The sequence below is a fragment of the Streptomyces sp. NPDC002403 genome (genome assembly GCF_053593015.1).
The window spans coordinates 107,411-133,280 of record NZ_JBSFBQ010000016.1 but is presented as its reverse complement, the minus strand read 5'-3'; the positions used below and the strand labels follow the sequence as shown (position 1 = coordinate 133,280).

The following is a 25,870-nucleotide window of genomic DNA, read 5'->3' as shown; positions in this document are numbered from 1 at the left end:
CCGGGCGGTGCGGTTTCACTGGACCCGGCCCCTTCTCGACGGCGTTCCGGCATCGTGGTGGTGAGGCGTTCAAAAACCAGTGGAACAGCGCCGCTGTGCGCCATTACCGTGCTGCCGAACAAGTCGTCTGGGCAAGGACGTTCCGTTGTACACCGTGTGAGACCTCCCGAGTGCTGATCTGTCGCGCGTCGCGCCTGTGCGCCGCGCTCCTTTCTGCTGCGGACTTTCTCACTGAAACCGGTGTACTTCTGTGCTCGAAAACTGGGTGGTCGTTCCCACCTGCCTGCCGCTCGTTCTCCGTCGCTGCCATTCGTGCGCGTCCGAACGCTTCCGCACCAGCGGCAAATTCCGCGTCAACGCAAACCACAAGCTCATCGACGCCTGGCTCCTCGCACTCTGTACCACGTGCGGGGAAACCACAAAGCTCACGGTCCTGGAGCGGATGAACGTGCGCTCCGTACGACCTGAACTGCTGGACCGGCTGCATGACAACGATCCCGGTCTGGCCGCCGAGTTGCTCCAGGATCCGGTCGTACGACGACGCAATCGCATCGCCCTCGACTGGGACAACGCCTGGCGCCTCGACACCGGCGGATCGGATCACCGGGACCGCGAGGCGATCGACGTCTCGGCCCGCTTCGAGGCGCGGATCCCCGTCCGGCCGGTGCGGCTGATCGCTGAAGGCTGCGGTCTTTCGCGGGCCGAGGTCGAGAGACTGCTCACGGAAGGGAAAATCGTCTCGACAGTCCGGCTGAGCGGCAAGCTCTCCGGCGACTTCACCTTCATGCTCAAGCGCTGATCCCTCCTCGGGATCCTGGGCCTGTCCGGCAAGACCCGCCGGACAGGCCCCGGTGCGGCTCGCGGGGGATCGAGCACGCGGTCCGCCCCGGGGCACAACTGAGCATCGGCAACCCGCTGTTCTTCTCGCTGTCGACCTTCACCCTGGGGAACACCCGTCCGAACACCGTGGAGTACAAGCCGGTGCCGATGCCGTCGCCGCGGGCCCGATGCGGGTCATCTCCGAACGCCTCGGCCACAGTCAGTGGCTGGGGCTACTGTGCTGCCTCATGAAGATCGAAACCCTTTTCGAGGACCTGGACAGCGACGACGACGCGCGCGTGGAGGCCGCTGCGGCACGGCTGGCGGAGCAGGCGGACAGTGTGGTGCCGGAACTGCTGCGCGGCGTGGCCCACGTGCGGCGGACCGCTGATCTCCAGCCGGCCATGCGGGCGTTGCGGCACATCGGGCCGCCGGCCTTCGACGGCGTACTGGCGGCCTGGCGGCGCAAGGAGGTGCCGGACTGGCAGGCGGGGCGGTTCCTCGGGGTGTTCGACGAGCGCTCCGCCGACCAGTACGCGGTCCTGGCGGCCGATCCGGAACACAGGAAGTCCAGCAATGGTTTCCAAGGGCTCGTCAGACTGCAGGTGGACTCCGAGGCCGGTCTGAAGGCCCTGGTGGAGTGCTTCGCCCGCGGCAGCCTCGTCCCGTACAAGGCGTCCGACTACGCCCGCCTGCTGCACGATTCCTTCCGGCCACGGCTGCGTTCCCTGCGCCGCGACCCGGCCGTGTCCCCGAGAGTGCGGCGGGGCGCGATGACGGCACTGGTGGCGGGCGGCGGCGCCGACGCACTCGACGAGCGCGACCGGGCGGCGGTCGAGCGGCTGATACGGGTGAAGATCCCGCACGAGACCCCGAGTCTCCCGTCGTCGACGCTCAGCGGCTGGTGGATGGCCGTCCCCGGAACGTCGTACGAGGGGGTCTTCGAGGCCCTGGGCCTGCACGACCGGCGGCCCGTCACGGTCGCCGCGGGCGTCCACGCGACGGAGAGCCGGCGGATCCAGGTGTCCCTGCCGGACGGCACCGACCAGTCCGTGGGGCGGGCCTTCGTCACCCCGGAACTGGACGGCTGGCGCCTGGTCTTCGCTCCCTTCGACCTGCTCATCGGCGACCCCTGGGACGGCATGATCGAGACGGTCGAGCAGGTCAGCGAAGCCTGCGGCCGGGCCCAGATGTTCTTCCTGGACGACGCCGGCGGTTCCGACGTGTGGATCGTCGCCGAGAACGGCCGGGTGATCCGTCAGTACGCCGCCGAGAGCAACCCCGAATGGGAGGGCGACCCTCTGCCGTGGGAGACCCTCGCGGCCGACGACCCCGAGTACGACGACGCCCCGCCCAACGCGGGGACCACGGGCGCCCGGTCCGCCTGCGGGCACCTCTCGGTCGACCCCGGCGAGGTCGGCCCGGACACCGAGGTGCGCGGCCACGGCTGGCTGGCCATCACCGCGCCGGGCATCGGCCACGGCGCGTTCCCCGGGACACTCCGAATCTGAGGCACACCGCCGCAGTCTCCGGCCCCGTCCGCCGCGTCCCTCTGACCGCTCGGCGCGGGCGGTCAGAGTACGTCGTGGTGTGCGCCGCGCCCACCGAGGAGGTGCTCCCTGCCCCAGGCGCCCAGGGGGCCCAGTGCCTCGTTCAGCGTGACACCACGCGGGGTGAGGGCGTAGGTGACGCGACGCACCGCCCCCTCCATCGCCTCCTCCCGGAAGACGATGCCATCGGCCTCCAACTCCCGCAGATGAGAAGCCAGAACCTTCTCGGTCACGCCCGGGACTCCCCGCCTCAGCTCACCGAACCGGCTGGCCCCCTCCTTCAGCGCCCACAGGATGAGCACCTTCCACTTACCACCGACCACGTCGATCGCCGCGTCGATGCCGCACACGTACGCGTCACGCCTGGACATCCACTTACTTTAAGGCAACCACCCACAAAAGAGTGCGTACTTGATCACGGTCCGGGCGTGAACGAGCCTGATCGGCATGGACAACCACAGCACTCCCAAGACCCCCGTCACGCTCCTCGGTCTCGGCGACATGGGCACCGCGCTGGCCCGCGCCTGGCTGGCCTCGGGACACCCTCTGACCATCTGGAACCGCACCCCGGAGAAGGCCGGACCGCTGGCAGGCGAGGGCGCCCGGGCAGTGGCCTCCCCCGCCGAGGCGGTGGCTTCGGCAACCGGTCCCGTCGTCCTGTGTCTGCTGGACGACGCCTCCGTGGGCGAGACCTTGGACGGCATCGACCTGAACGGCAAGGACGTCATCAACCTGACCACGAACACCCCCGCCCAGGCCCGGCAGCGCTCCCGTTGGGCCGTGGAGCGCGGAGCTCGTTTCCTGGACGGCGGGATCATGGCCGTCCCCCCGATGATCGGCCGGCCGGAGACCGGCGGCTACATCTTCTACAGCGGCGACCACGCGGTGTTCGAACGCCACCGCCAGACACTGGAGGGTCCCGCCGGCGCCAAGTTCGTCGGTGAGGACCCCGGCCACGCGGCGCTGCACGACATCGCCCTGCTCAGTGCGATGACCGGCATGTTCGCAGGCATCACCCACGCCTTCGCCCTGATGGGCCCCGAGCAGGACCTCGACCGGGCCCGATTCGCCACCCTGCTCGCGGAATGGCTCGGTGCCATGTCCGGAGCCGTCCACGGCATGGCCGTCCAATTGGAGAGCGGCGACTACACCGAGGGGGTCACCTCCAACCTCGCCATGATGGCGGCGGCCAACGACACACTCGTGGCCACGGCTCGGGACCAGTCCGTCGATCCTCGGCTTCTCACCCCCTACATGGAGCTGATGCGCCACAGAGTGGCGCAGGGCCACGGCGACGAGGGCCTGGCGGGCACCGTCGGCCTGCTCGGCAGCGAATGACGGTCCACTGCGTGCTCGCGGTCCGAAGCCGGTGAGCGGAACCCCCGCCGCGAGGCTCGTCGTGACGAGCACGCCACCGGAGCCGGTACGGCTCACCGGCCTGGACCGGACGTCCGTCACCACCGGACTGCCCGGCGCCGTCGCCGCCGCGCGCAGGCGCGCCGAGGCGGCATCGTCGGAGAGCGGCAGTGACCTCGACGTCGTCCTCATGGGTGGCGGCGCCACAGCCTGACGTCCGCTATTGCGCGTTGCGCAGCTTGAGAATGTACGTCGCGGTGAGCCCGACGACACGGTCTTCGTCATGTGCCAGATCCGCGAGGGCACGTGACGCCAGGATCCCCGGAATGTCCGCGAGCGCCTGCGTCAGCCGTCGCCGTGCGGGCGGTCCCGTGGAGCCGTGGGCCAGGCGGTCGACGAGTCCGGTGGTGATGCGGTCCTCCAACGCGGGATCACTCGCCAGCGTGCTCAGTACATCGGCCGCGTCGACGTCATTGCTCTCCTCGACGACCATGTCGATGAGCGTCGGGACCGCCTCGGCCGCTCCACGTGCCCCGAGCGCCAGAGCCGCGTACCGGCGGACCACGATGTCGGTGCCGGGGTTCGTGAGAGCGTCGTGCAGCAGTGCGGTCGCCTCACCGTTCGGAATCTCGGCAAGGGACTGGACGGCACGCTTCCGTACCTCGGCCTCGGGTGATCCGAGGCCCTTCGCCAGCAGTGCCGCCCCGTCCTCGCCCGATTGCGCCAGAGCCCAGCGAAGTGCTCCGGCCACGTTCGGGTCCCGCTCGCTCAGCACGGCCTCGACCAGTGCTTCCACCGGCACGGGCGCTGCCTCGACCGCGGACAGGGCCGCGCGCTGTCGCGCCGCCGCGTTCTTCGACCCCAATGCCTGGAGGAGCGTGACGGCCTGGAGGACGTCCTCCCAGCCGGCAGGTTCCGCGGCATCGATCCGACGGAGTCGCGTGAGCAGCTCCGTCTCCGCTGCGATGCGGTCTCGCGTCTGGCGGATGAGGTCGTCGACGAGTTCCGCGGGCGCGAAGCCGGGGTCGTCGAGCGCGCGCCCGACATCGCGCAACGACAGACCCAAGGAACGCAGGCTCTCGATGTGGAAGATGCGCCGGATGTCCTCGCCGGAGTACTCCCGGTAGCCGGAGCCGGTACGGCCCGTTGGCCGCACCAGGCCGAGCGATTCGTAATGCCTGAGCATGCGGGCACTGACCCCGGACCGCCGCGCGACGTCACCGATCAGCACTGCCTACCGCCCCTCCTCGCGGGCCCCGCCCAGGGCCACGATGCGTTTCGCCTCCTCGATCGCGAACCCGAATCCGGCATCCGGGTCGCGCCACAGCCGTTCCGTGGCGATCGCGTGCGCCCGCACGCCGGGCTCGGGATCGCTCGTCGCGGCGCCCAGTACCGGCAGCATCACCTCCCCGAGCGCGATCAGCGCCCGGCTGAGACTCAGCTGCGTCTCGTATTCGCCGCGCCCGAGCTGCGTCGCCAACACTAAGGCCAACGCGTACTCCTCACCGTCGGGCACCAGCACGACCGCCGCCCGCCAGGCGCTCCGGGCCACCTCGTCGTCGGCGTCGGACAGCAGCGCCGGTGTGATCGCCGGCCACGCCTGGCGATCCCCGATCTTGGACAGCGTGTGCAGCGCCTGGCTCCGTGCCTGCGCACGCTCGGAGCGGACTTCGTCGAGAAGCACCGGAACCGTCATCGATGCCGTGTGGCGGGTGAGTGCCCACGTCAGCATTTCGCGTACGTAGAACTCGGGCTCGACAGCGCATCGCTCGACGAGCTTGCCGATGAATCCCGGGTCCGGGGTCGTGCCGACCGCGAGTGCTGCCTGCAGCCGGACCGACGAGCTGTTGTTCTCCAGTCCCTGGAGGGCCCGCGTCGTTCTCGTGTCCTCTTTCGGCATGGCCATCAGGACCACCTCCTCGGCCACAGTGAAGCCCTTGTCACTGTGTCAAGGTCAAACGCCCGAGCTCCTGGTGGGGGCCGGCCTCGACGCCCGCCGAAGGTCACGGACGCCTTCCCGGCCGAGCCTGACCACCAGTAACGGCATGAGAACCATGAGTGCGAGCCCGATCAGGACCAGCATGCCGTACCCCACCCTGTTGCTCGTCACGGAGTGGGTGCTCGCCGTCCCGGGACGTCCCGGCTCGTAGTGGACACGGATCGTGTCGCCGATGTCGGCGTCACCGCCCTCCCAGAACTGGTACGAGTTCCCGGAGAGCGTGGTGAAACGGACTTCGATCCTCTTGAATCGGCTTCCCTGGGGGCCCGCCACCATGTCCTTCGCCACGACGACTCCGTCGACCGACCGTCCGTGCGCGGCGGCCGCGGAGGTGTCATTCAGCCCGTCGAGTCCCCCGCGGACGAACCCGTACCCGAGGACGACGAGAAACGCCACCCCGGCCCGTCAGGGCCACACCTGCCACGACCTTCCCGGTGACGCGTGCCCACGCACCGAACCGGTCCAGCCACCGCCGTCCGCTCACCGGCCGTCATCCTTCCCGTCCAGATTCCACGGCCTGCCGGAATTCACTTCTCTGCGCACATCAGCAGATGCCCCCGGCGGAAGCTTTCCACGAGCCCGGGGCCGCGCAATACGTGGTGCCCGGAGGACATCATGACGGGTCTCCCGGGCACCACGGACGGAGCACTGGCGCGGATCAGTCCACGACGTACAGCTTCTTCGGCCAGCCGACGTGGTCCAGGCGCTTGAACAGGTCCTTGATGTCGGTCGGGTTGAGCTTGATGCAGCCGTTGGAGTAGTAGTCGTTGGGGCCGCTGTTGGTCCACCGCTCGGACTCGATGGTGCCCTGCTTGCCGTTCGGCTTCATCTCGCTGTGGATGAACAACTCGGTGCGCTTGGTGCCGTTGTGGCACTTGCGGTCGGAGATCTTGATGACGAAGCCGTTGATGATGCCGTCGAAGTTCTTGCGGTGCCATTGGACGGCGTACGGCTTGCTCGCCCCGGCGTTGGGCAGCCAGCCCTTGCCGACGGCGCAGGTGTTCTTGACCTGGCCCGAGCCCGCCTTGTACGTCTTGACCACCTTGTCCCGGCCGGGCGTGCGCTTGACCAGTTCGAGGCGGGAGTCGGTGACGGAGCCCTTGTCGAAGCGCAGGTAGTAGGCGTCGGTCGTGCGGGCGGACGCCTGAGCCGACACCTGGGCGGACGCCCGGGTCTCGGTGCGTGCCTGCGCCGGGGTTGCCGTGGTGGCGCTCAGGCCACCTACGAAGACGGCGGCGAGCGCGAGGGGGATGATGCGTACTGGCGGTTCGTTCGTGTGCATGGGAACACTCCTGTGTGAGGTGTAGCTGTACGTGACTGTTTCGCCGGCAACACCGACCCTGCTGGCCGGGGGCACCGTCCGGCAAGGGACGCCCGGTGTCCCGGACAGTCCGGAGATGTCCCGGCCGGTCAGCGCCGTTTCCCGGACAGCGGTCCGGGCCTCGGCAGAGCCTTCGCCGCCTGTCGGACGGAGGAGCGAGGACGCCGCCACGGACACCACGGAGGGTGTTGGGCCCGAACGCGCTCACGACGTCGAGCAGTTCGTCGGCGGAGCGGAAGGGAAGCGGCATGGTGAATCGGAGGCGGCTGCCGCCCATTCCAGGAACGTGCCGTACGGAGACCGTGTGCGACGGTCCGTCAGCCGCCGGAGCCCGTCCGGGCCCTGGCCCGGTCGCGGTCGCGGAACCGGGCACTCGTCCCCACGAGCACCGCGCCCCGCCCCGTACTGCGGCAGCCACAGGGTCGTCGTGGCCGCCAGGCAGTCGGCAACGGCCTTACGGGCCTGGCCCTCCTGCCCGAACGCCGGGGCCGCACCATCACGGCCGGCCAGGTTCCCCAGCGCGGCCTCCGCCTGGAGGGCCTTACCTGCCCAGCAGCTCGCAGTCGTCGCGGGTGCCGGGCATCGGGAACAGCCAGGCCTGGCGCTGCAGCAGGGGTGCGAGTGCGATGGCCACGCCCAGGCCGACGAGGCCCGCTCCGCCGAGAACCGCGTCGCGTCGTGCCGCGTCGCATCATGGTGCGTTGTGCCGCGGACCGTCAGGCCTTGAGCTCTCGGAACGCCGGGACGCCTGCCATCAGGCGGATGGCGTCCCAGAGACGGAGGGCTTCCGCCCGCTCGGGAACGGCGTCGAGGACGGGGCCGAAGAACGACCGCTCACGGCCGTCGGGGGCGGTGACGGCCAGGACGGGGGTGCCGATCCGGGCGTCGATGCGGTCGACGCCGGCGTGGTGGGAGGCGCGCAGCGCATCGTCGTAGTCGGTGGTGGTGCCGACCTCGGCGAGCCCGGTGGACAGGCCGCTGCGGTGCAGCGCCTCGCCGATGTCACCGATCCATTCCCGCTCGGTGCCGCCGGGCTCGGTCCACAGTGCGTCGTAGAACGCGCCGAGCGCGGCGTGCCCGTGTTCGGTCCGGACGGCCGCGGCGACACGGGCGGGAATCCACAGGTAGCCGTGCCGGTCGCCCTCCGGGTCGTCGTCGCGATGTTCGTTGAGCACCGACAGGCTCATGACGTGCCGACGCACCCGAAGCGGGATCTCTTCGGCGATCCGCGCGACCCATCGCACGGTGTGGCGGGTGAGCGGGCAGGCGGGGTCGAGCCAGACGTCGATGCTCCAGCCCGTCGCCGCAGTCCCGGTCGCATGCGTGGCCGCCCGGCCGGTCATGGCTGCGTACTCGTCCCGTCGGTCATGACTGCGGTTCCGATCGCGCCCGTTCGCCGGCCTGGGCGGTGATCCCTCGTTCCAGGGTCCGGGCCACGGTCGCGGTGAGGTCGAACTTGGCGAGGGTGCCCTGCTCGACCTGCTCGAAGGCGGTGTAGGACACCGCCCACAGGACCTGCTGGATCCACTCGGCGGTGAGCTGGTCGTCGAACACCGCCTCGGCCTGCCCTCGGCGGATGAGCTCGATCACCGGGTCGTGCGGTGTCGGCAGGGCGGGGTCGGCGGTCGGCACGACATCGCGCAGGAGCGACTGGTCGCCGAAGACGAACATGATCGCCTCGCTCACCGAGGCCAGAGCGGCGACCACACGGCGCATGGCCGCGAGCGGGTGCCCTTGGTGGGGTTCGGCTTCGGCGATCGCGCCACCGATGGACTCCAGGGCGTGCTCGACGGCGGCGCGCACCAGCCCCTCGCGTTCGGGGAAGTAGCGGTGCAACGTCGTACGGCCGACCTCCGCGGCCTCTGCGATCTGCGGCAACGTCGCCGCCCGATCACGCGCCCAGACACTCACCGCGGCGGTCACGATGGCCCGTTCGGTCCGGCTCCTGGCGCTGGACGCCCGCTTCGCACTCATCCCCCAACGGTATCAGCAACACCCATGAAGGGTTTCCTAAAATCCATAATGGAAGTTTACAGTTCCACTCCGGGTGTCCTAGTGTCCAGGACATGGATGGAAAGCAGATGATCCGGGCCGAGGGCCTGAGACGGACCTTCAAGTCGGCCAGGGAGACGATCGAGGCGGTCCGCGACGTCACCTTCGGCGCCGCGGCCGGTGAGCTTCTGGCGCTGCTGGGGCCGAACGGCGCGGGCAAGTCCACCACCTTGCGGATGCTGACCACACTGCTGCCGCCCACGGCGGGCAGGGTGCGCATCGCGGGATTCGACGCGGGACGCGAACCGGGCAGGGTGCGGGAGTTGATCGGCTACGTGGGCCAGAAGAGCGCCGTCGGGGAGAATCACCGCATTCGCGACGAACTCGTCACCCAGGGCCGCTGTTACGGCCTCAGCACCGGGGAGGCCCGGCACCGGGCGGACGAGGTGCTGGACATCATGGGCATCGGCGACCTCGCCGCCCGCACCCCCGGCACGCTCTCGGGCGGGCAACGGCGTCGTGCGGACATCGCTCTCGGCCTCGTCCACCGCCCGGGAGTGCTGTTCCTCGACGAGCCCACCACGGGCCTCGATCCGCGCAGTCGAGCCGCGCTCTGGGAGCAGATCCGACTCCTGCGACGCGAACACGGCATCACCGTCCTGCTGACCACCCATTACCTCGACGAGGCCGACCGTGTGGCCGAGCGGATCGTCATCGTGGACCGGGGGCGGGTCATCGCCGACGGCACCGCGGACGCGCTCAAGGCCGGGCTGGCCGGCGACCGGATGCACCTCACGGCCTCGGACACCGGAGCGGCGCGTGCCGCTGCCGGTCTCGCCGGTCGGATGCCGGGGGTCACGGAGGTCACCACAGAAGGGCGGACGGTGACCGTGCGGGTCACGGACGCCGACGCCGCGTTGCCGGCCTGTCTGCGGTTACTCGACCGGGCCTCGCTCACGGTCACCCGCGCCGACGTGCAACGTCCCTCCCTCGACGACGTCTTCATCAACCTCACCGGGCGTCGGCTCCAGGAATCGGGCGAGGCCCACGCGACCACGACCGCGACCGCTCACGAGCCGATCGGAACCTCCCATGCCTAGGATCGCCCGCGATGTCGCAACGGTCTTCTCGCGCGAGATCGCACCGGAGCTCCGCTCCCCGGTCGGCATCGTCCTCTCGATGGGACAACCCTTGCTGTTCCTCGTCCTGTTCGGGTCGATGCTCGCCGGTACCGGAGCGAACCTCGGTGCCGGCACCGGTGACGTCTGGCAGTGGTTCGTCCCCGGCATCCTCGTGATGATGTGCCTCATGGGGCCGCTCTCCGCCGGCCACGGGCTGCTCAGCGAGCTCAACGGCGGACAGATGGAACGCTTCCTCGTCACCCCCGTCAGCCGTACCTCACTCGTCCTCGGACGCACCGCCAAGGACGCCGTCACCCTGTTGGCCCAGGCGTTCCTCATCACCGTCGTCGCCATACCGCTGGGCATGAGCCTCCACCTGCCCGGCGCTCTCGCCGCCATGGCGCTGCTGATCATCATGGCGGTCGGGCTCAGCGCCCTGTCCTGCGTCCTGGCCATCGCCTCGCGCCCCGACGGCAATCTGTTCTGGATGGTCACCCAGATGCTGATCTTCCCGGTCATGATGCTCTCGGGCATCCTCCTGCCCGTCGACGCCGGACCGGGCTGGCTGAGCGCCGTCGCGGCGATCAACCCCGTCACGTACGTCGTCGACGCCGCCCGCGCCCTGTTCGCCGGAGACTTCCTCGATGCCTCCGTGCTCCACGGCCTCATCGCCGCCACGGCGCTCGCCGCCATCGGGCTGGTCCTTTCCACCCGCGCCATGAAGCGCTGCGGCCGACCGGTGGGATCCGCCTGACCGGCCGGGTGTCCGGGAGACGGGGGAACACCGTGGCAAGGTCGGCGGGCCTGGCCGGGCCGTGGCCCGCCTCAGCCCGGCAGAGCGTCGTCGAGCCGCGTCAGCTCGGCCGGGCTCAGCTTGAGCTCCGTGGCGCGGGCCGAGTCGGTGATGGAGGCCGGGCGGCTGGCCCCCGGTACCGGGATCACTGCCGGGGAGCGGGCCAACAGCCAGGCAAGGGCGATCTGTTGCGGGCTGACGCCGTGCTCGGCCGCGATGCGGTGGAAGGCGGTGCCGGCGGAGGTGGGGCCGGAGGGGCCGTCGAGGGAGCTGCGGGTGATGCCGCCCAGCGGGCTCCAGGGCAGGAAGGCCAGGCCCAGCCGGGTGCTCAGCCGCAGCTCGGGCTCGCTGTCGCGCATGGCGGGCGAGTACCGGTTCTGCACGGAGACGAGTCCGTCGCCGAGGATCTGATGCGCCTGACGGATCTGTGCGGTGCTCACGTTGGAGATCCCGGCGGCGCGGATCGTGCCTGCGTCGAGCAGTTCGCGCAGTGCGCCGACGGAATCCGCCCAGGGCACGGCCGGGTCCGGCTTGTGCAGCTGGTACAGGCCGATCGCGTCGACACCCAGACGTTCGGCGGAGGCCTCAGCGGCCCGCTTGAGGTGGGCGGGGGTCGCGGTGACGGTCCAACTGCCGTCGCCGGGGCGGCCGCGGCCGCCCTTGGTGGCCACCAGGACGCCGGAGGTGTCGCCGCCGTACCGGGCCAGGGCGCGGGCGATCAGCAGCTCGTTGTGGCCCACTTCACCGGCGTGCCAGTGGTAGCTGTCGGCGGTGTCGATGAACGTGACGCCGGCGTCGAGGGCGGCGTGGACGGTGGCGACGGCCCGCGCCTCGTCCGGGCGGTTCTCGATGGACAGCGGCATGGCACCCAGGCCGATGGCGCCGACGGCGGTGTCTGCGATGGTGCGGTACTGCATGGCAGGTTGGTCCCTCAGGCGGTGAGTAACGGTCTTCAGTCGGTGAATGACGGTCATCGGCGGTAAGTGACGTTCTTCAGGCAGTGGGTGACGGCTCGGCGGTGAGGGCTTCGGGGGCGACAGCGACTGTTTGCATGCTCTGATCCTGGACACCTACCGTCGTCAGCAGAAGTGCCGACCTACTGGAAGCGCATTAAGGAAAACTGTTGATCGATGTGCAGCGGCTCCGCGTCCTGCGGGCAGTGGCGGAACACGGCAGCTTCAACCGGGCGGCCGCCGCCCTGCGCCTCACCCCCTCGGCCGTCTCCCAGCACGTGGCCGCCCTGGAGCGCAGCCTCGGTACCCAGGTCGTCGCCCGCAGCACCCGGGGTGTCACCCTCACCCCGGCCGGCCGGATCATGGTCGGAGCCGCCGAATCCGTCGTCGCCGAGCTCGAACACGCGAGACAGCAGGTCGACCGGCTCAGCACCGGGCGTACCCGGCTCACCCTCGCCACCTTCACCAGCGGCGGAAGGCTCCTGCTGCCCGGCGCCCTGACCCGGCTCATGGCAGCCCACCCCCGTACCGTGCTCCACGTCAGGGAGGGCGAGCCCGAGCACACCCTGCCGCTGGTCCGCCGGGGCGCCGTGGACCTCGCGCTCGCCTACCACTTCGACGGCCCGCTCCCCGCGGGGCCGGGCCCCGGCTCCGGCCTGGAGTGGACCCCGCTCCTGGAGGACCCCCTGCACGTCGTCCTGGAGCAGGGGCATCGGCTCGCCGACCGCGACGCGCTCGACCTGGCCGAACTGGCGGCCGAGCCCTGGGTGCTGGGCTGTCTGAAGACCGAGGCGTACCTGCGCCGCTACGCCGAGCGCGCCGGCTTCGACCCGGAAGTGCGCGGCACCACCAGCGACTACTTCTTCGCCCGCTCACTCGTCGCCGCTGGCATGGGCATCTCCCTGATCCCTTCCATCGCACTCGATCCGGAGATCGCCGGACTGCGTGCCGTCCCGATCAGGCCGCCGGGACCGGTCCGGCACATCGGTGTCGCCGCGATCGGCCGCAGGGACCGGCCCCACGTCACGACACTCGTCCAGGCCCTTCGCGAACAGGCGGTGCGGCGGCACGAGGGGCGCTGAAGTCCCCGCCGCCGTCGGCCCGATCTGTGGCAAGTCCCTTCCGGCCGCCCCGCACTCCGGCTCCGGCTCCGGCTCCGGCTCCGGCTCCGGCTCCGGCTCCGGCTCCGGCTCCGGCTCCGGCTCCGGCTCCGGCTCCGGCCAGGTCGTACTCCGCACCGGCGAAGCCGGTCGTCATCCGGCAAGGCCCCACGGCCGCAGCTTCTCCGGGTTGCGGACCACCCAGATCCGGGTGACACGCCCGTCGGAGACGTCGAACGCGGCCACGGTCATGACGACGCCGGCACGCTGGGCCACCAGGCCCGGCACACCGTTGACCGACCGCTCCAGGAGTTCGAGCCCTGGGGCCTTGTCGGCGATGGCGACCATGTACCGGGCGATGCGCCCGCCGCCCTCGACCGGGCGCAGGACGGTGCCGACCATGCCGCCGCCGTCGGCGGTCATCACGGCGGCCGGGTCGAGGAGACCGACGAGGGCGGCGATGTCCTTGGTCTCCCATGCCTCCTTGACGCGCCGCACCACATCGGTCCGGCCGGCCGCCGTCACCGGGGTGCGCGCGGTACCCAGCCGCCGCCGGGCGGAGGCCGCCAGTTGCTTGCAGGCGGCCGGCGTCCGGCCGAGAACCTCGGCAATCTCGGCGAACGGGTACCGGAAGACGTCGTGCAGGACGAACGCCACCCGCTCCGCGGGCGTCATCGACTCCAGGAGGACGAGGAAGGCCATGGCCACCGACTCGTCCAGGACGATCTGGTCGGCGGGGTCCGCGGGGCCGACGGGGTCGGCGCCGCCCGTGCGGTCCCACTCGGTGCGATCGGGCAGCGGCTCGGGCAGCCACGCGCCGACATAGCGTTCACGGCGGGCCCGCGCCGATCCGAGCAGGTCCAGGCAGATGCGGCCCGTCACGGTCGTCAGCCAGGCACCCGGGGACAGTATCTCCTCCTGCCGGCTCCTCGGCAGCCCGTACCAGCGTGCGTAGGCATCCTGTACGGCGTCCTCGGCCTCGGCCACCGAACCGAGCAACCGGTAGGCGACATTGATCAGTTGGCGCCGCTCGCCGGCTATTCCGTCCGTGCTGGTCCCGACAGTCCCCATGCCTCCGGCCGCCCCCTCGCCTTACCTTTCGCAGGCCCGCTTCGTCGGACCGGTGAGACCTTATCGATCCACTGCCCGAGGGCGGAAAAGGGGACTGTGACATGACCACTCAGGTGACGGCGACGGCGGGCGCACGGCGCGGCGCCTCGTTCCTTCGGGTCGCGATCGCCCTGCAGACCCTGACCATCTTCCTCCAGGCGGTCTCCGCCGGGCTGCTGCTGACCGCTTCCTACGGAGAGACGCTGCACAGTGTCGGCGCCCGTGTGATGTACGCGGCGTCGATGCTGTACGTGCTCGCGGCGGTACTGGCGTGGAAGCCGGGCGGCGGCTCGCCCCGGCCTGTCTGGCACGCGACGGGTTTCCTCGTGCTCGCCTCGGTCCAGGTCGTGCTCGGCATCGCGCACGTCCCGTCGGTCCATCTCCCCCTGGGTGTCCTGATGTTCGGTCTGAGCGTGCTCGCGCTGGTCCGGCGCTGAGGTCCGGTACGGGGTACGACTCAGGGTCCGGCACCGGGGCTGCGGAATCAGCCGGGCCGCTTCTCGCACATCGTCCGATCGCCGGTCCGGGGGTGCGGCGTCGGCTGCTGCCCGGCCGCCTCGTTGCCGCCCCCGTCCTCCGGGCGCGACATGTCGTCGGTGCCCGGGTGGCGCCGGGCCGATACGACGAGGCAGACGACAGCACCGAGGAAGACCACGACAGAGGTCCAGTTGTTCAGGCGCAGGCCGAGGAACGTGTGGGACTCGTCGATGCGCAGGTACTCGGTCCAGAACCGGCCGGCCGTGTAGGCGGCCACGTACAGCGCGAAGGTCCTGCCGTGACCGAGCGCGAACCGGCGGGCCGCCCAGAGGACCAGTACGGCGACGCCGATGTCCCAGAGGGATTCGTAGAGGAAGGTGGGATGGTACGTCGCGAGGTCGAGCATGTCGGACGTACGGTGCGCGCGGTCGATCTCCAGGCCCCAGGGAAGCGTGGTGGGGCGGCCGTAGAGTTCCTGGTTGAACCAGTTGCCCCAGCGGCCGACCGCCTGGGCCAGGGCTATGCCGGGGGCGACCGCGTCCGCGTAGGCCGGGAAGGAGATGTCTCGGCGACGGCAGCCGATCCACGCGCCGACCCCGCCCAGGGCGATGGCGCCCCAGATACCGAGCCCTCCCTCCCACACATACAGGGCCCGGATCGGCTCACCGTGTTCGCCGAAGTACGCGTCAGGGCTGGTGATCACGTGGTAGAGCCGTCCACCGGCAAGGCCGAACGGCACTGCCCAGATGGTCACGTCCGCGATGACGCCCTGGTCCCCGCCCCGCGCGACCCAGCGACGGTTGCCGAGCCGGACGGCCACGAACACGCCCAGGATGATGCAGAAGGCGTACGCCCTCAAGGGAACCGGGCCGAGGTGAAGGACCCCGGTCGAAGGACTGGGAAGGTAGGCGAGATCCATGGTCACTCCGTAGAAGCGGAACTGTGTACTCAGGGACAGCGCCTGAGGGCTGCGCCCAGTGCGGCGATCCAGATCAGCAGCAGGGGCAGCGAAATGAACGCCGTCGGGGCAAGGGCGGTGGACAGGAGCAGGTAACCGATGCCGGACACGGTGATCGTGGCGGCGAGGGCCCAGCCGGTGACGAGCTCCCAATGCCGCAGCAGTGTGCCGTGCCGGGAGGCCGCGCAGGCTGCCGCGGCGAGCGCGGCCAGCGCCAACATCTTGACGCCGTCCACACGTTGGACCACTTCGAACAGCGCGCCGGTCCTGTCCGGTGACGCCGGGTCGGCTCCGGTCACTGCGATCAGTTCCAGGACGAGCTGCAGGAATGCGAGCGCCCCCGCGACCACCCCGGCCCAACCGGCCGGGGCAGCCGCGGCGTTGCCGGTACGGCGGGCCCGGTCGAGCAGCCCGGCCCCGACGACCACCAGGCCGACCGCTGCGACGCCGTGGACCAGCAGCGCCTGGGCGACGGCCTGGACCGGCCGGTCGGCGTACGCGGTCGCGATCCCGGCATGTGTGTCGCCGGCTTCGGGTGCGGCTCCCCATCCGACGGCGAGCCCGAGCATCCATGCCGCGGCATGTGCGTACCCGGCGGCGCGGGCGGTGGTTCCGGTGACCGGCTCCCCGGCGATCGTGGTCATACGGCCTCTCCCCCGGTCTTGTTGCGGATTGCCCGGGCGAACGCCTCGCAACCGGCGTGCCATGCGGCGTCCACGTCCGCGTCGGCGGGGAAACGGCCGTCGAGTTCCAGCACGACCATGCCGTGCGCGAATGCCCAGAACGAGCGCGCGATGTCGATGTCGCCGTGCACCGCGCGGGCCAGCGGCATCGCCGCGCGCTCTTCGAGTCCTGCGGGAAGCGCGGTGCGGGTGAGCGGCCGGGTGTGGGTGATGCGGTAGAGGTGCGGGCCGGCGAGAGCGTGCCGCCGGTAGGCGCGGGCGAGCACGGGCAGGGGTGGTTCGGCGCCGATCCCGGTTTCGGCGGCCTCCAGGTCCTCTGCCAACCGGGTCATCCCCTGCACCTGGAGCCCGGCCTCGACGGCGGCCTTGTCAGGAAAGTGCTTGTACAGGGAAGGCGCCCGGACGCCGACACGTTCGGCGATGCGTCGCATCGACAACGCTTCCGGCCCTTCGGCGTCGAGCAGTTCCCGGGCGGCCGCCATGATCTGCTGCGCGCGGTCGGCCACGGCGGGCCGTCCCGAGGCGCTGCCGGCTGGGACGGTGTTCACTGCGGCCCCCTCACGTTGTCACCGACCGACACGGCTAACAGTGTTAGCCGTGGGGCGACACGCTATGGCTAACAGCGTTAGCCGTCAAGGGCGAACGGCACCGGACCCGCAAGGCTGCCGGGCTCTCGGGTCTTCGGCCCGCGGCAGCGCTCATGTCCCGTCTTGGCGTGGCAGCAGTTCCATGGCCGACTCGGCGGTCAGCTCGGCAGTCGGCCTCGCGTCCAGCCCGGCTCCCCACTCGTCCGGTTCGAGCGCGGCGAGCTGCGAGTCGAGCAGTGCCTTCGGCACGAAATGGCCGGTGCGGTTGCCGATCCGCTCCGCCAGCAGCTCCTCGTCGGCCGTCAGATGCAGGAAGAAGACGCCCGGACAGGCCGCTCGCAGGGTGTCCCGGTAGCGGCGCTTCAGTGCGGAGCAGGCCGTCACGCAGCCGGTGCCCGCTGCCTCGCGTTCGTGCAGGCTGCGGCCGATCGACTCCAGCCAGGGCTGACGGTCGGTGTCGTCGAGCGGGACACCGGCCGGCATCTTGGCGATGTCGGCCGGCGGGTGGAGGTCGTCCGCCTCCGTGAAGGGGATGTCCAGTCGCTCCGCGAGCAGTCGGGCCACCGTGGACTTGCCGGTGCCGGAGACCCCCATGACGACGATGCACGGGGAGCTGCGCCCGGTGCCGGAGGCCGTCATGTGGCAGCTTGCTCGCCCCGTACGTCTTCTCGCCGCTGCCCGCCGTCCCCGGACCGCCGGCGCGGGGGCGGGCCCTGCGAGCCGGCCGGGTACTCCTCCAGCGGAACGAGGTCCTTCTCCCAGGCGGAGAGCACGGGCTCGAGGACCCGCCACGCCTCCTCGGCCTCGTCGCCGCGGATGGACAGGGCGGGGTCCCCCGTCAGGACATCCAGCAGGAGCCGGCCGTAGGCGGGCAGTCCCTGGGGTTCCGTCTCCGCGGTCAGCGAGAGCGGAACGAGCTCGTGGGCATGGGCGCCGAGGGCCGTCAGATCCAGGGTCAGTCCTTCCGGTTCGAGCGCGAAACGCAGAACATTGGGCAGGGCCTCTCCGCTGTGGCCGAAGGGCAGGTGCGGCACGGGGCGGAAGCGCACCGCGACCTCCTTGCGGTCCTCCTCGAGCGCCTTTCCGCTGCGGAGCCGGAATGTCGTTCCGGCCCAGCGCCAGCTGTCCAGTTCCAGTTCCACCTCGGCGAAGGTCTCGGTACGGCGCCGCGGGTCCACACCTTCCTCGTCGGCGTACGCGGGAATCTCGCGGTCACCGATCCTGCCGGGCAGATAGCGCGCGCGGCGCGTACGGTGCACGACGTCGTGCTCGGTCAGGAACCGCACCGACCGCAGTACGTCGACCTTCCGGTCCCGCAGGTCCCGTTCGCCGAGGGTGATCGGCGGTTCCATGGCCACCAGGCAGAGCAGCTGCAGGAGGTGGTTCTGGAGCATATCCCTGAGCGCCCCGACGTGGTCGTAGTAGCCGGCCCGTCCTTCCAGCGCGAGGGTCTCGTCCCAGACGATCTCCACCTCGGCGATGTGGGTGCTGTTCCAGATGGGCTCCAGTACGCGGTTGGCCAGGCGGCTGCCGAGCACGTTCTGCACCGTCGTCATGGCCAGGAAGTGATCGACCCGGAACACCGCCTGCTCCGGCACGAGTTCGGCGAGCAGCCGGTTCAGCTCCTGCGCGCCGGCCAGGTCCTCGCCGAACGGCTTCTCCAGCACGATCCGGCTCCCCTTCGGCAGCCCCGCCTCGTGCAGCGCGGTGACCGCGCGGGGGAAGATCGCCGGGGGGAGGGCGAGGTAGACGGCGACGGGTCCGTCGCCCGCGATGGCCGCGGCGACGTCGGCCGGATCGGTGACATCGGCGCGCAGATAGCGGGCCGAGGCCGCGATCGCCTCCCTGGCGTCGGGCGGACCGGATCCGCCGTGGCGGTCGAACTGGTCGGCGATCCACTGCCGGTACCGCTCGGTGTCCCAGTCCTCCCGGCTCGCGCCGGTCAGCTGGAGCCGGTCGGCGAGGTGCCCCGCCTCCTGCAGGGCGGCCAGCGCCGGCAGCAGAAAACGTGCGGTGAGGTCCCCTGTCGCGCCGAAGACGGCGAGCCGGTTGATCATACTTGCGCGCCTGCCTTCGCTCGGGCGAGGTTCACGCCGCTGGCAATGATCCCGATGTGGCTGAACGCCTGGGGGAAGTTGCCCATGAACTCTCCTGTGGACGGGTTGATCTGTTCCGACATCAGCCCCAGCGGGCCGGCCCGGGCACACAACGAGGCATACAGTTCGTCGGCCTCCTCGATCCGGCCCTGACCGATGAGGTTGTCGACGAGCCAGAAACTGCACAGGACGAAGGCGCCCTCGTCGCCGGGCAGGCCGTCGGAGGTCTCCTCGTGCGAGTAGCGGTAGAGCAGCCCGTCGCCTGCTGACAGGCGCTCGGCGATGGCTCTGGTGGTCGCCACCATCCGCGGGTGATCGACCGGCACCACCTGGCGCAACGGGAGCGCGAGCAGGCTCGCGTCCAGGGTGCCGCCGCCGTCCAGGTGCGCGCTGAGGGTCTGTGCCTCCTCGTCCCAGGACTGTTCCAGGACGAGTCGGCGCAGTCGGTCGGCCGAGGAGCGCCAGCGGGCGACTCCTTGGGGCAGGCCGAGCCGCTCGCCGATCCGCGCGGCCCGGTCCAGGGCCACTTGGCACATCCCGGCCGAGTAGGTGAATACCCGGGCCTCGCTGCGTACTTCCCAGATACCCTGGTCCGGTCGGCGCCAGGCCTGTTCGGCGGCGTCGGCCAGCTCGGCCAGGCCGACCCACAGCGCGGGCTGGACCTCACCGCCGGAGAGCAGCCACTGGTCGGCGCAGTCCAGGATCTCACCGTAGACGTCGTGCTGGCGCTGGTCGGTCGCGCCGTTGCCCCAGCGCACCGGGGCGGAGCGCCGGTAGCCCTCCAGTTCGCCGTCCTCGATCTCGTCCGGCACCGGGTTGCCCTGGAGGTCGTACATGATCCGGGGCTGCCGGCTGTACTCGAAGGCGTCGAGGACCCAGCCGAGGAAGGCATCGGCCTCGCCGCGGAAGCCGATGCGGCGCAGGGCGAACACGGCGAAGGCGGCGTCGCGGATCCAGGCGTAGCGGTAGTCCCAGTTGCGGATCCCGCCGATCGGTGCGGGCAGGGAGGAGGTGGGGGCTGCGACCAGCGAGCCGTTGGCCCAGTCGTCGCACAGTTTCAGTGTGATCGCGGCCCGCCTGACCAGGGGTTCCTCGGGGCCCGCGTACGCGAAGTTCTTCATCCAGCGGTGCCACGCGTCGGCGGTTCCCCGCAGCATGGTGTCGGTGTCGAAGCGGTGGTGACGGTGGAAGCGGCCCCAGGACAGCACGAGATCGAGGCGGTCGCCCTGCCGCAGGTCGTAGGTGTTGTGCAGGCCGGTCAGGGGGCGGTTGGACCGCAGGTGGAGCCGCAGGCCCGGCTGCCGGGACGGTCGCACCTCCAGTCCGCTGAACAGTGCCTGCGTCTGCGCGCCGCCGCGGGGCTCCAGCTCCGCCCGCAGGCGGACGTTCCCGTCCAGCACCACCGCCGAGCGTACGAGTTCGGACCGGTCTGCCGGTGCGTCATCGGTGAGGTCGGCGCCGGAACGCAGGGCCAGCGCGTCGGTGACGCGCACCAAACCGGTGGGGCTGCGCAGTTCGGTGGTCAGCACGCCGGTGTCCGGTTCATAGCGCTGTCGCGCCTCCACCAGGTCTTCCGGCGCCAGGGTGAAGTGGCCGCCGCGGGCGTGGTCGAGCAGGCCGCAGAACAGGGGTTCGGCGTCGAACCGGGGAAGGCACATCCACCCGATGGCGCCGTCCAGGCCGACGAGCGCGGCGGTCGCGCCGTCTCCGATGAGGCCCAGATCCTCCAGTGGCAGATAGCCCTCCCGCTTGCGGATCGGCCGGAACGGTTGATCGGACTCGTGCATGTCGCCCTGCTTCCGCAGCGTCGAGGACAACGGTGGTCGGCCGGAACTAGAAGGTGATCAACACCTTCACGACGTCTTCGAGCTTCCTGTCCGAGACCTCGAAGGCTCGTTCCATCTCATCGAAGGGGAACTCGTGGGTCGTCAGGTGCGTCGGGTCGATGCGCTGTGTCTCCAGCACGCGCAGAAGTCGCTCCATGCGCAGTCGCCCTCCGGGGCAGAGTCCCGTCGCGATGGTCTTGTCGGCCATGCCGACACCCCACTCGGCGCGCGGGATGCGCACGAATTCGCCCTCGCCGAAGTATCCGGTGTTGGAGATCGTGCCCCCGGGCTTGGTGATCTTGACCGCGGTCTGGAAGGTCACGTCCGCGCCGAGGGCCTCGATCGCGGTGTCGACCCCCTGCCCCCGGGTCAGCTCAAGGATGCGCTCGACCACGTCCTCCTTCGAGAAGTCGACGATCTCGTCCGCACCGTATGTCCGTGCGAGCTTCTGTCGGCTGGGGACCGATTCGACCCCGATGACAAGGCCCGCGCCGCGGAGTCTGGCCCCCGCCGTCGCCATCAGGCCGACCGGTCCCTGCGCGAGGACGGCCACGGTCCCGCCGATCGGAATCTTTCCGTGCTCCGCGCCCATGAATCCGGTGGAGAGCATGTCGGCGCAGTAGACCGCCGCCGCGTCGGAGATTCCGTCGGGGATTTTCGCAAGGTTGGCGTCGCCGTCATTCACGTGAAAGTACTCGGCGAATACACCGTCCTTGGAATTCGCGAACTTGAATCCTCCGAGCGGTCCGCCGGATTGCGAGGGGAATCCGTTCTGGGAGGCCAGGTCACCCCAGTCCGGAGTGATGGCGCCGACCAGTACACGGTCGCCGGGCCGGAAGTCCTTCACCTCGCTCCCCACGGCGTCCACGACGCCCACCGCTTCATGCCCCAGTGTCAGGTTCTCCCGCGGGCCGATGCCGCCCCGGACGGTGTGGGAGTCGGAGGTACAGATGAGGGCCTTTGTCGTCCGTACGACGGCGTCGCCCGGACCCGGCTGCGGAATGGGCTTCTCCATGAAACCCACGCGACCGATTTCCTTCATGACAAAGGTCTTCATCTGTTCCGTCCATCCTCTCGGCGATCTCGCCTCACGTTCCCAGGCACCGTGCCGGATCGCGATCCAGCCACTCCGGCAGTGGTTCTTTCCAGTGAGGAAAAGATGTGGCTCCGCCGAGAACCGGAAACGGGGTCGGGCCGGCACGGACGGACCGACTCGGAGGGGGCTGTCACCCTGCCGTACCGGCCGCTCGTCCAGGGTTCACTGGTCGCCGTCACGGATCACGACGACGGGACAGTCGGCGTGCTGGGTGCAGTGCTGGGCCACCGATCCCAGCAGCAGCCCCGAGAAGCCCCCGAGGCCGCGGCTCCCGACCACCAGCATGGACGCGCCGCGGGACGCCTCGAGCAGCACACCGGCGGCGGTTCCGTAACGGGCCTGCGTACGCACCTGCACCGGCGGCTGCGATCCCACGGTCTCCTCGATGGCCTCCGCGAGTTCCCTGCGTGCCCGGCCCTCCAGAGCCGCCTCGTCGCTGCTCGACGGAGGCAGCCAGCCGAGCGCGCCGTGGAACTGCGGGAAGTCCCAGGCGGTCACCGCCTCCACCACACCACCGGTCAGCTCCGCCTGACGCACAGCCCAGCGCAGGGCCTGTTTCGACGACTCCGATCCGTCCACCCCGACCACGATGCGGCCGCTCTCCTCGTGCTGGTCAGCCATGGTTCCTCCGCTGCTCGATGGCGGAGGACGACCTCACGGGCCCGCGGTCCGCCACCACCGGGCCCGGCCTCCAGCCTCAGGCCGGCCGTCCCGTCCGCGCAGTCCGAGAGGTCCAGTCGGGGGCCGGGCCACCGGTCACGGGGCTCGCGCGATGCCCCGTGACACAATGCCGCGCATGAACGGTTCGGCCTCGACGGCCATGGCCCGGGAGGTGCGCCGGCGATGGCGCGACCGGGAGGCGCCCGACGGGGACTTCATCGTGTTCGCCGACGGCTCTCTCGCTGTGATGGATCTGCTGCGTATGCAGCCGCCCGACCGGCTCGACGATCCGCGGGCCGAGAGCTGGCACTGGACCGAGGCCCTGCGCGCCACCGAATGGAGTACCGACAGCTGGGTGGAGGTCCACTCCGCGCTCGCCGCGCACACCTGCGAGGGAAGCCGTGCCTGGGCGGGAGAGTCCGCCCATCACGGATCCATCGGCTGGGTCGCGCTGACCCGGGACGACGACGAGAGCACCCTGGAGTGGCTCGCCATCTCCGCCTGGTCCAATCCGTTTCACGAAGTCACCCTGGACGACACCGCGGTGACCGCGGTCAGCACCTCCGGCCGGATCTGGACCTTCCCCCGGAACGCACCCCAGAAAGTAAGGATCACCGACGATCCGGCCTACCCGGGCCGTCGCCGCTGAGCGCACCGCCTCCCCCACGACGGCCGTCCTCGCGATGTGCCGGTGCGGCGCGGGGTTACACGACAGCGCGCGCCCTCCCGCGGATTCGGCGGCAGGGCGCGGCACGGACGCGCCATGACAGAAGCACACATACCCGCCGAATATGATGCAGGTCACACCACCCGTCCGTCGCGGGTCACCGGGCGGCCCGGTCAGCAGTGCGAATCCGCACGACGGCGAGGAGAGCACACCATGGATGCGCGTCTCAACTATTTCGGCAGTGCCCTTGGGGTCAAGGTCATGAAGCACATCAACTCGGCCAACAAGGTGGTTGTGGACTCGACGCTGCCGCGCGCGACACAGGAGCTGGTGAAGATCCGTGCAAGCCAGATCAACGGCTGCGGCTTCTGCACCGACATGCACACCAAGGACGCCACCCATGCGGGCGAGACCGCTCAGCGCCTCAATCTGGTGGCGGCCTGGCGGGAGGCCACGGTCTTCACCGACGCCGAACGCGCCGCGCTGGAGCTGACGGAGCAGGGGAGCCGGATCGCCGACGCCGCCGGCGGGGTCACCGACGAGGCCTGGGCGAACGCCGTCAAGCACTTCGACGAGGACCAACTGGCCGCGCTGGTCGGTCTCATCGCCGTCATCAACGCCTACAACCGCGTCAACGTCATCACCCAGCAGCCCGCCGGGAGCTACCGGCCCGGCCAGTTCGGCTGAGTCGCCGGACACGACGACGGACGTACCACCGGCCGGGGATCATCAGCGGCGCGGCGGGCGGAGCGCGGGCCGGGGCCGTGGAACCGGCGGCCCTGGTGCTCCACCGGTGGTGGGTACGCGGTGCCGCGAAGATCCGGTCGTCGGACGTACGCACGCGGGTACCTCGTGGCGTTCGCGCCGCGCTTCCGGCCCGGGACGGAGCTCCTGCGGACGGAGGCCAACGGGCTGCCGACCGTGCTCGTCGCCTCGGCCGGGAACACCCTAACCCCGAGAGCGTCGGCCCTCGGGCCGCGCGCATCCCAAGAATCTCCCGAGAGGATTCCCCTCATGAAGGTTGCAGTCATCGGCGGTACCGGACTCATCGGCTCGAAGCTGGTCGCCTGGCTCGACGAGCACGGCCACCGGGCGGTTCCGGCCGCGCCCAGCACCGGCGTCAACGCGCTGACCGGTGAGGGTCTCGCCGAAGTCCTCGAGGGCACCCAGGTGGTGGTGGACGTGTCCAACTCCCCCTCGTTCGCGGACGACGCCGTCATCGAGTTCTTCCGAACCTCGACCACCAACCTCCTCAGGGCGGAGGCCGAGGCCGGTGTGACCCACCACGTCGCCCTGTCGGTGGTCGGTACCCAGCGCCTCCAGGAGAGCGGGTACTTCCGTGCGAAGCAGGCGCAGGAGAAACTGATCAAGGCGTCCGGGATTCCGTACTCCATCGTCCATGCCACGCAGTTCTTCGAGTTCATGAAGGGCATCGCGGCCGAGGCGACCGACGGCGACACCGTGCGCCTGGCCCCGGTCAAGATCCAGCCCATCCACTCCGACGCCGTGGCCGTCACGGTGGGCCGCACGGCTGTCGGCGCCCCCGTCAACGGGGTGGTGGAGGTGGCGGGCCCCGACACCTTCCGGCTGGACGAACTCATCCGCAAGGGCCTCGCCGCGAAGGACGACCCGCGCACCGTCGTGACCGATCCGCACGCCACGTACTTCGGTACCGAACTGGAGGAGACCACGCTCCTGCCCGGCCCCGACGCGCAGACGACCGGCACCCGCTTCGATGACTGGCTCGCCCGGCAGGCATGAGCTCCCCGGGGTGGCCCGCGCGGGCCCTCAGAGCGCGGCCCGTCAGGCAGACGTACCGCGCAACCTCATCGACCACGCCCCGCGCCGCACCACGTGAGCGTGCGCGAGGCACCGAGGCGGTGTCCGGTCCGCAGGCCCACCGATTTCAGCGACGCGGCGCTGCCGATCGGGCAACTACTCGATGAGCGACGGCATTTGCTCGCCGCTCGCACCGGCCTTCATGCGGCGGACAGCGGCATCGGGCAACGGCGTTCGCAGGGCCGTGCGGGCGTCCGACCCGAGCAGGATCGCCGCGTTCCTCGACTCACGCACCCGGGACGCGACCGCGCTGGGCGATCATCCAACGTACCGCCTCCCCCGTAAGGACCGTCATGCGCGACCCATCACGCCCGGGAGCGATCAGCGCCGTGCTCCTCACCCTGTTCTCCCTTTGCGGAACGGCCCGGGCGACTCCGGGCGGACCCGGTGTCACAGGGAAGACGATCGCCCGGACCACCATCGGCGACCGGGACCACGTGCTGCGCGAGATCACCATTCCACCCGGTCAGGGGACGGGGTGGCACTATCACGACGGCACACTGTACGGCCGTGTCAGGCAGGGAACCCTGAGCCACTTCGTTGCCGGCTGCGTCTCGGACGGTGTGTACCCCGAGGGAAGCTCGCTCCAGGAGCCACCGGGCGTCGACCACGTGCACATCGGTCGGAACCGTGGCAGCACCGACGTCGTTCTCGACGTCCTCTACGTTCTGCCGCACGGTGCACCCTTCTCCCAGGACGCCCCCGATCCGGGCTGCGACTTCGCGTAGTCGCCGCAGGCAACCGGGGCATCGAGCAGAGCCCGGACACTCACCTTCCGCGCAGCTGGGGACAGGGACTGAACGACGGGCGTTACGGCAGGCGCCACTGCGAGGTGCTCCGGGCACGTCCGGTCGGGGTCACTCAACT

At 70.5% G+C, this 25,870-nt stretch carries 28 protein-coding genes and 1 pseudogene; 12 read left to right on the top strand and 17 right to left on the bottom strand.

What is annotated here, in order from left to right:
• Positions 1 to 250 precede the first annotated feature (250 nt).
• Together ACWCPY_RS19880 and ACWCPY_RS19875 are read left to right on the top strand one after the other, a co-directional pair.
• Positions 251 to 799, top strand: a complete 549-nt coding sequence (locus ACWCPY_RS19880; RefSeq protein ID WP_451266637.1) for a DUF1062 domain-containing protein — start codon at positions 251 to 253, stop codon at positions 797 to 799.
• A 268-nt stretch (positions 800 to 1,067) separates the two neighbouring features.
• Entirely contained in the window at positions 1,068 to 2,330 is a 1,263-nt protein-coding gene (locus ACWCPY_RS19875; protein WP_451266635.1) for a hypothetical protein, read from the top strand.
• Positions 2,331 to 2,392: 62 nt separating this feature from the next.
• Here ACWCPY_RS19875 and ACWCPY_RS19870 read toward each other — a convergent pair whose 3' ends face one another.
• Positions 2,393 to 2,740, bottom strand: coding sequence for a winged helix-turn-helix transcriptional regulator (locus ACWCPY_RS19870; RefSeq protein ID WP_451266633.1), 348 nt, complete (start codon positions 2,738 to 2,740; stop codon positions 2,393 to 2,395).
• 76 nt (positions 2,741 to 2,816) lie between these two features.
• On the opposite strand from ACWCPY_RS19870, the gene ACWCPY_RS19865 reads away from it, so the two are divergent.
• Positions 2,817 to 3,707, top strand: a complete 891-nt coding sequence (locus ACWCPY_RS19865) for an NAD(P)-dependent oxidoreductase (protein ID WP_451266631.1) — start codon at positions 2,817 to 2,819, stop codon at positions 3,705 to 3,707.
• 37 nt (positions 3,708 to 3,744) lie between these two features.
• A pseudogene (locus ACWCPY_RS19860) lies at positions 3,745 to 3,933 on the top strand (dihydrofolate reductase family protein); the annotation flags it as partial.
• A 12-nt stretch (positions 3,934 to 3,945) separates the two neighbouring features.
• On the opposite strand, the gene ACWCPY_RS19855 reads toward ACWCPY_RS19860, so the two are convergent.
• From ACWCPY_RS19855 to ACWCPY_RS19830, 6 genes are all read right to left on the bottom strand, one after another.
• The gene (locus tag ACWCPY_RS19855) at positions 3,946 to 4,956 is read right to left on the bottom strand and encodes a HEAT repeat domain-containing protein (protein ID WP_451266629.1); all 1,011 of its coding nucleotides are present in this window, start codon (positions 4,954 to 4,956) and stop codon (positions 3,946 to 3,948) included.
• A 3-nt stretch (positions 4,957 to 4,959) separates the two neighbouring features.
• Positions 4,960 to 5,631 (bottom strand): HEAT repeat domain-containing protein, encoded by a 672-nt coding sequence (locus ACWCPY_RS19850; protein WP_451266713.1) that lies wholly within the window; start codon positions 5,629 to 5,631, stop codon positions 4,960 to 4,962.
• 48 nt (positions 5,632 to 5,679) lie between these two features.
• A complete protein-coding gene (locus tag ACWCPY_RS19845; RefSeq protein WP_451266627.1) occupies positions 5,680 to 6,120 on the bottom strand; it encodes a hypothetical protein in 441 nt (146 codons plus the stop codon).
• Positions 6,121 to 6,382: 262 nt separating this feature from the next.
• Positions 6,383 to 7,006: a L,D-transpeptidase family protein gene (locus ACWCPY_RS19840; RefSeq protein WP_451266625.1), complete on the bottom strand. Its 624-nt coding sequence runs from the start codon at positions 7,004 to 7,006 to the stop codon at positions 6,383 to 6,385.
• A 755-nt stretch (positions 7,007 to 7,761) separates the two neighbouring features.
• Positions 7,762 to 8,388, bottom strand: a complete 627-nt coding sequence (locus ACWCPY_RS19835) for a mycothiol-dependent nitroreductase Rv2466c family protein (protein ID WP_451266623.1) — start codon at positions 8,386 to 8,388, stop codon at positions 7,762 to 7,764.
• A 22-nt stretch (positions 8,389 to 8,410) separates the two neighbouring features.
• Positions 8,411 to 9,019 carry a TetR/AcrR family transcriptional regulator gene (locus tag ACWCPY_RS19830; protein WP_451266621.1) on the bottom strand — a complete coding sequence of 203 codons (609 nt, stop codon included), beginning with the start codon at positions 9,017 to 9,019 and terminating at the stop codon, positions 8,411 to 8,413.
• 92 nt (positions 9,020 to 9,111) lie between these two features.
• On the opposite strand from ACWCPY_RS19830, the gene ACWCPY_RS19825 reads away from it, so the two are divergent.
• Both ACWCPY_RS19825 and ACWCPY_RS19820 read left to right on the top strand, forming a co-directional pair.
• Positions 9,112 to 10,137, top strand: coding sequence for an ATP-binding cassette domain-containing protein (locus tag ACWCPY_RS19825; protein WP_451266619.1), 1,026 nt, complete (start codon positions 9,112 to 9,114; stop codon positions 10,135 to 10,137).
• Positions 10,130 to 10,912, top strand: a complete 783-nt coding sequence (locus tag ACWCPY_RS19820; protein ID WP_451266617.1) for an ABC transporter permease — start codon at positions 10,130 to 10,132, stop codon at positions 10,910 to 10,912. The genes ACWCPY_RS19825 and ACWCPY_RS19820 overlap by 8 nt, the downstream gene beginning before the upstream one ends.
• A 71-nt stretch (positions 10,913 to 10,983) precedes the next feature.
• Here ACWCPY_RS19820 and ACWCPY_RS19815 read toward each other — a convergent pair whose 3' ends face one another.
• Positions 10,984 to 11,868, bottom strand: a complete 885-nt coding sequence (locus ACWCPY_RS19815) for an aldo/keto reductase (RefSeq protein ID WP_451266615.1) — start codon at positions 11,866 to 11,868, stop codon at positions 10,984 to 10,986.
• A 206-nt stretch (positions 11,869 to 12,074) separates the two neighbouring features.
• On the opposite strand from ACWCPY_RS19815, the gene ACWCPY_RS19810 reads away from it, so the two are divergent.
• Positions 12,075 to 12,986 (top strand): LysR family transcriptional regulator, encoded by a 912-nt coding sequence (locus tag ACWCPY_RS19810; RefSeq protein WP_451266613.1) that lies wholly within the window; start codon positions 12,075 to 12,077, stop codon positions 12,984 to 12,986.
• A gap of 171 nt (positions 12,987 to 13,157) precedes the next feature.
• Here ACWCPY_RS19810 and sigJ read toward each other — a convergent pair whose 3' ends face one another.
• Positions 13,158 to 14,075 (bottom strand): RNA polymerase sigma factor SigJ, encoded by a 918-nt coding sequence (gene sigJ / locus ACWCPY_RS19805; RefSeq protein ID WP_451266611.1) that lies wholly within the window; start codon positions 14,073 to 14,075, stop codon positions 13,158 to 13,160.
• A 101-nt stretch (positions 14,076 to 14,176) separates the two neighbouring features.
• Here sigJ and ACWCPY_RS19800 point away from each other — a divergent pair, with 101 nt between their 5' ends.
• A complete protein-coding gene (locus ACWCPY_RS19800) occupies positions 14,177 to 14,551 on the top strand; it encodes a hypothetical protein (protein WP_451266609.1) in 375 nt (124 codons plus the stop codon).
• Positions 14,552 to 14,598: 47 nt separating this feature from the next.
• Here ACWCPY_RS19800 and lgt read toward each other — a convergent pair whose 3' ends face one another.
• The 8 genes from lgt to ACWCPY_RS19760 all read right to left on the bottom strand — a co-directional run bounded on the left by lgt (position 14,599) and on the right by ACWCPY_RS19760 (position 22,458).
• Positions 14,599 to 15,510, bottom strand: coding sequence for a prolipoprotein diacylglyceryl transferase (gene lgt / locus ACWCPY_RS19795; protein ID WP_451266607.1), 912 nt, complete (start codon positions 15,508 to 15,510; stop codon positions 14,599 to 14,601).
• Positions 15,511 to 15,539: 29 nt separating this feature from the next.
• Positions 15,540 to 16,193, bottom strand: coding sequence for a hypothetical protein (locus ACWCPY_RS19790; protein WP_451266605.1), 654 nt, complete (start codon positions 16,191 to 16,193; stop codon positions 15,540 to 15,542).
• Positions 16,190 to 16,714: a TetR/AcrR family transcriptional regulator gene (locus ACWCPY_RS19785; protein ID WP_451266711.1), complete on the bottom strand. Its 525-nt coding sequence runs from the start codon at positions 16,712 to 16,714 to the stop codon at positions 16,190 to 16,192. Before ACWCPY_RS19785 ends, ACWCPY_RS19790 begins: the two co-directional genes overlap by 4 nt.
• 216 nt (positions 16,715 to 16,930) lie before the next feature.
• A complete protein-coding gene (locus ACWCPY_RS19780) occupies positions 16,931 to 17,458 on the bottom strand; it encodes a gluconokinase (RefSeq protein WP_451266603.1) in 528 nt (175 codons plus the stop codon).
• Positions 17,455 to 18,876 carry a glucose-6-phosphate dehydrogenase gene (locus tag ACWCPY_RS19775; protein WP_451266601.1) on the bottom strand — a complete coding sequence of 474 codons (1,422 nt, stop codon included), beginning with the start codon at positions 18,874 to 18,876 and terminating at the stop codon, positions 17,455 to 17,457. The genes ACWCPY_RS19780 and ACWCPY_RS19775 overlap by 4 nt, the downstream gene beginning before the upstream one ends.
• On the bottom strand, positions 18,873 to 20,702 hold the full coding sequence (locus tag ACWCPY_RS19770) for a glycoside hydrolase family 15 protein (RefSeq protein ID WP_451266599.1): 1,830 nt from the start codon (positions 20,700 to 20,702) through the stop codon (positions 18,873 to 18,875). The genes ACWCPY_RS19775 and ACWCPY_RS19770 overlap by 4 nt, the downstream gene beginning before the upstream one ends.
• Before the next feature lie 46 nt (positions 20,703 to 20,748).
• Positions 20,749 to 21,756: an NAD(P)-dependent alcohol dehydrogenase gene (locus tag ACWCPY_RS19765; protein ID WP_451266597.1), complete on the bottom strand. Its 1,008-nt coding sequence runs from the start codon at positions 21,754 to 21,756 to the stop codon at positions 20,749 to 20,751.
• Between the two features lie 243 nt (positions 21,757 to 21,999).
• Positions 22,000 to 22,458 carry a universal stress protein gene (locus tag ACWCPY_RS19760; RefSeq protein WP_451266595.1) on the bottom strand — a complete coding sequence of 153 codons (459 nt, stop codon included), beginning with the start codon at positions 22,456 to 22,458 and terminating at the stop codon, positions 22,000 to 22,002.
• Between the two features lie 175 nt (positions 22,459 to 22,633).
• On the opposite strand from ACWCPY_RS19760, the gene ACWCPY_RS19755 reads away from it, so the two are divergent.
• The 4 genes from ACWCPY_RS19755 to ACWCPY_RS19740 all read left to right on the top strand — a co-directional run bounded on the left by ACWCPY_RS19755 (position 22,634) and on the right by ACWCPY_RS19740 (position 25,731).
• A complete protein-coding gene (locus tag ACWCPY_RS19755) occupies positions 22,634 to 23,146 on the top strand; it encodes a hypothetical protein (RefSeq protein ID WP_451266593.1) in 513 nt (170 codons plus the stop codon).
• Between the two features lie 231 nt (positions 23,147 to 23,377).
• On the top strand, positions 23,378 to 23,851 hold the full coding sequence (locus ACWCPY_RS19750; RefSeq protein ID WP_451266591.1) for a carboxymuconolactone decarboxylase family protein: 474 nt from the start codon (positions 23,378 to 23,380) through the stop codon (positions 23,849 to 23,851).
• Between the two features lie 327 nt (positions 23,852 to 24,178).
• Positions 24,179 to 24,925: an SDR family oxidoreductase gene (locus ACWCPY_RS19745; protein WP_451266589.1), complete on the top strand. Its 747-nt coding sequence runs from the start codon at positions 24,179 to 24,181 to the stop codon at positions 24,923 to 24,925.
• Positions 24,926 to 25,296: 371 nt separating this feature from the next.
• The gene (locus ACWCPY_RS19740; protein ID WP_451266587.1) at positions 25,297 to 25,731 is read left to right on the top strand and encodes a cupin domain-containing protein; all 435 of its coding nucleotides are present in this window, start codon (positions 25,297 to 25,299) and stop codon (positions 25,729 to 25,731) included.
• Positions 25,732 to 25,870: the final 139 nt, after the last annotated feature.

What these genes read in the sequence shown, in the direction of transcription:
- ACWCPY_RS19760 (WP_451266595.1), bottom strand. Translation starts at nt 22,458, where the DNA reads ATGGCTGACCAGCACGAGGAGAGCGGCCGCATCGTGGTCGGGGTGGAC.
- ACWCPY_RS19850 (WP_451266713.1), bottom strand. Translation starts at nt 5,631, where the DNA reads ATGGCCATGCCGAAAGAGGACACGAGAACGACGCGGGCCCTCCAGGGA.
- ACWCPY_RS19815 (WP_451266615.1), bottom strand. Translation starts at nt 11,868, where the DNA reads ATGCAGTACCGCACCATCGCAGACACCGCCGTCGGCGCCATCGGCCTG.
- ACWCPY_RS19765 (WP_451266597.1), bottom strand. Translation starts at nt 21,756, where the DNA reads ATGGAGAAGCCCATTCCGCAGCCGGGTCCGGGCGACGCCGTCGTACGG.
- ACWCPY_RS19770 (WP_451266599.1), bottom strand. Translation starts at nt 20,702, where the DNA reads ATGCACGAGTCCGATCAACCGTTCCGGCCGATCCGCAAGCGGGAGGGC.
- ACWCPY_RS19870 (WP_451266633.1), bottom strand. Translation starts at nt 2,740, where the DNA reads ATGTCCAGGCGTGACGCGTACGTGTGCGGCATCGACGCGGCGATCGAC.
- ACWCPY_RS19825 (WP_451266619.1), top strand. Translation starts at nt 9,112, where the DNA reads ATGGATGGAAAGCAGATGATCCGGGCCGAGGGCCTGAGACGGACCTTC.
- ACWCPY_RS19750 (WP_451266591.1), top strand. Translation starts at nt 23,378, where the DNA reads ATGGATGCGCGTCTCAACTATTTCGGCAGTGCCCTTGGGGTCAAGGTC.
- ACWCPY_RS19755 (WP_451266593.1), top strand. Translation starts at nt 22,634, where the DNA reads ATGAACGGTTCGGCCTCGACGGCCATGGCCCGGGAGGTGCGCCGGCGA.
- ACWCPY_RS19875 (WP_451266635.1), top strand. Translation starts at nt 1,068, where the DNA reads ATGAAGATCGAAACCCTTTTCGAGGACCTGGACAGCGACGACGACGCG.
- ACWCPY_RS19790 (WP_451266605.1), bottom strand. Translation starts at nt 16,193, where the DNA reads ATGACCACGATCGCCGGGGAGCCGGTCACCGGAACCACCGCCCGCGCC.
- ACWCPY_RS19780 (WP_451266603.1), bottom strand. Translation starts at nt 17,458, where the DNA reads ATGACGGCCTCCGGCACCGGGCGCAGCTCCCCGTGCATCGTCGTCATG.
- ACWCPY_RS19785 (WP_451266711.1), bottom strand. Translation starts at nt 16,714, where the DNA reads ATGGCGGCCGCCCGGGAACTGCTCGACGCCGAAGGGCCGGAAGCGTTG.
- ACWCPY_RS19745 (WP_451266589.1), top strand. Translation starts at nt 24,179, where the DNA reads ATGAAGGTTGCAGTCATCGGCGGTACCGGACTCATCGGCTCGAAGCTG.
- ACWCPY_RS19865 (WP_451266631.1), top strand. Translation starts at nt 2,817, where the DNA reads ATGGACAACCACAGCACTCCCAAGACCCCCGTCACGCTCCTCGGTCTC.
- sigJ (WP_451266611.1), bottom strand. Translation starts at nt 14,075, where the DNA reads ATGGGGACTGTCGGGACCAGCACGGACGGAATAGCCGGCGAGCGGCGC.
- ACWCPY_RS19775 (WP_451266601.1), bottom strand. Translation starts at nt 18,876, where the DNA reads ATGATCAACCGGCTCGCCGTCTTCGGCGCGACAGGGGACCTCACCGCA.
- ACWCPY_RS19740 (WP_451266587.1), top strand. Translation starts at nt 25,297, where the DNA reads ATGCGCGACCCATCACGCCCGGGAGCGATCAGCGCCGTGCTCCTCACC.
- ACWCPY_RS19830 (WP_451266621.1), bottom strand. Translation starts at nt 9,019, where the DNA reads ATGAGTGCGAAGCGGGCGTCCAGCGCCAGGAGCCGGACCGAACGGGCC.
- ACWCPY_RS19840 (WP_451266625.1), bottom strand. Translation starts at nt 7,006, where the DNA reads ATGCACACGAACGAACCGCCAGTACGCATCATCCCCCTCGCGCTCGCC.
- lgt (WP_451266607.1), bottom strand. Translation starts at nt 15,510, where the DNA reads ATGGATCTCGCCTACCTTCCCAGTCCTTCGACCGGGGTCCTTCACCTC.
- ACWCPY_RS19835 (WP_451266623.1), bottom strand. Translation starts at nt 8,388, where the DNA reads ATGACCGGCCGGGCGGCCACGCATGCGACCGGGACTGCGGCGACGGGC.
- ACWCPY_RS19800 (WP_451266609.1), top strand. Translation starts at nt 14,177, where the DNA reads ATGACCACTCAGGTGACGGCGACGGCGGGCGCACGGCGCGGCGCCTCG.
- ACWCPY_RS19820 (WP_451266617.1), top strand. Translation starts at nt 10,130, where the DNA reads ATGCCTAGGATCGCCCGCGATGTCGCAACGGTCTTCTCGCGCGAGATC.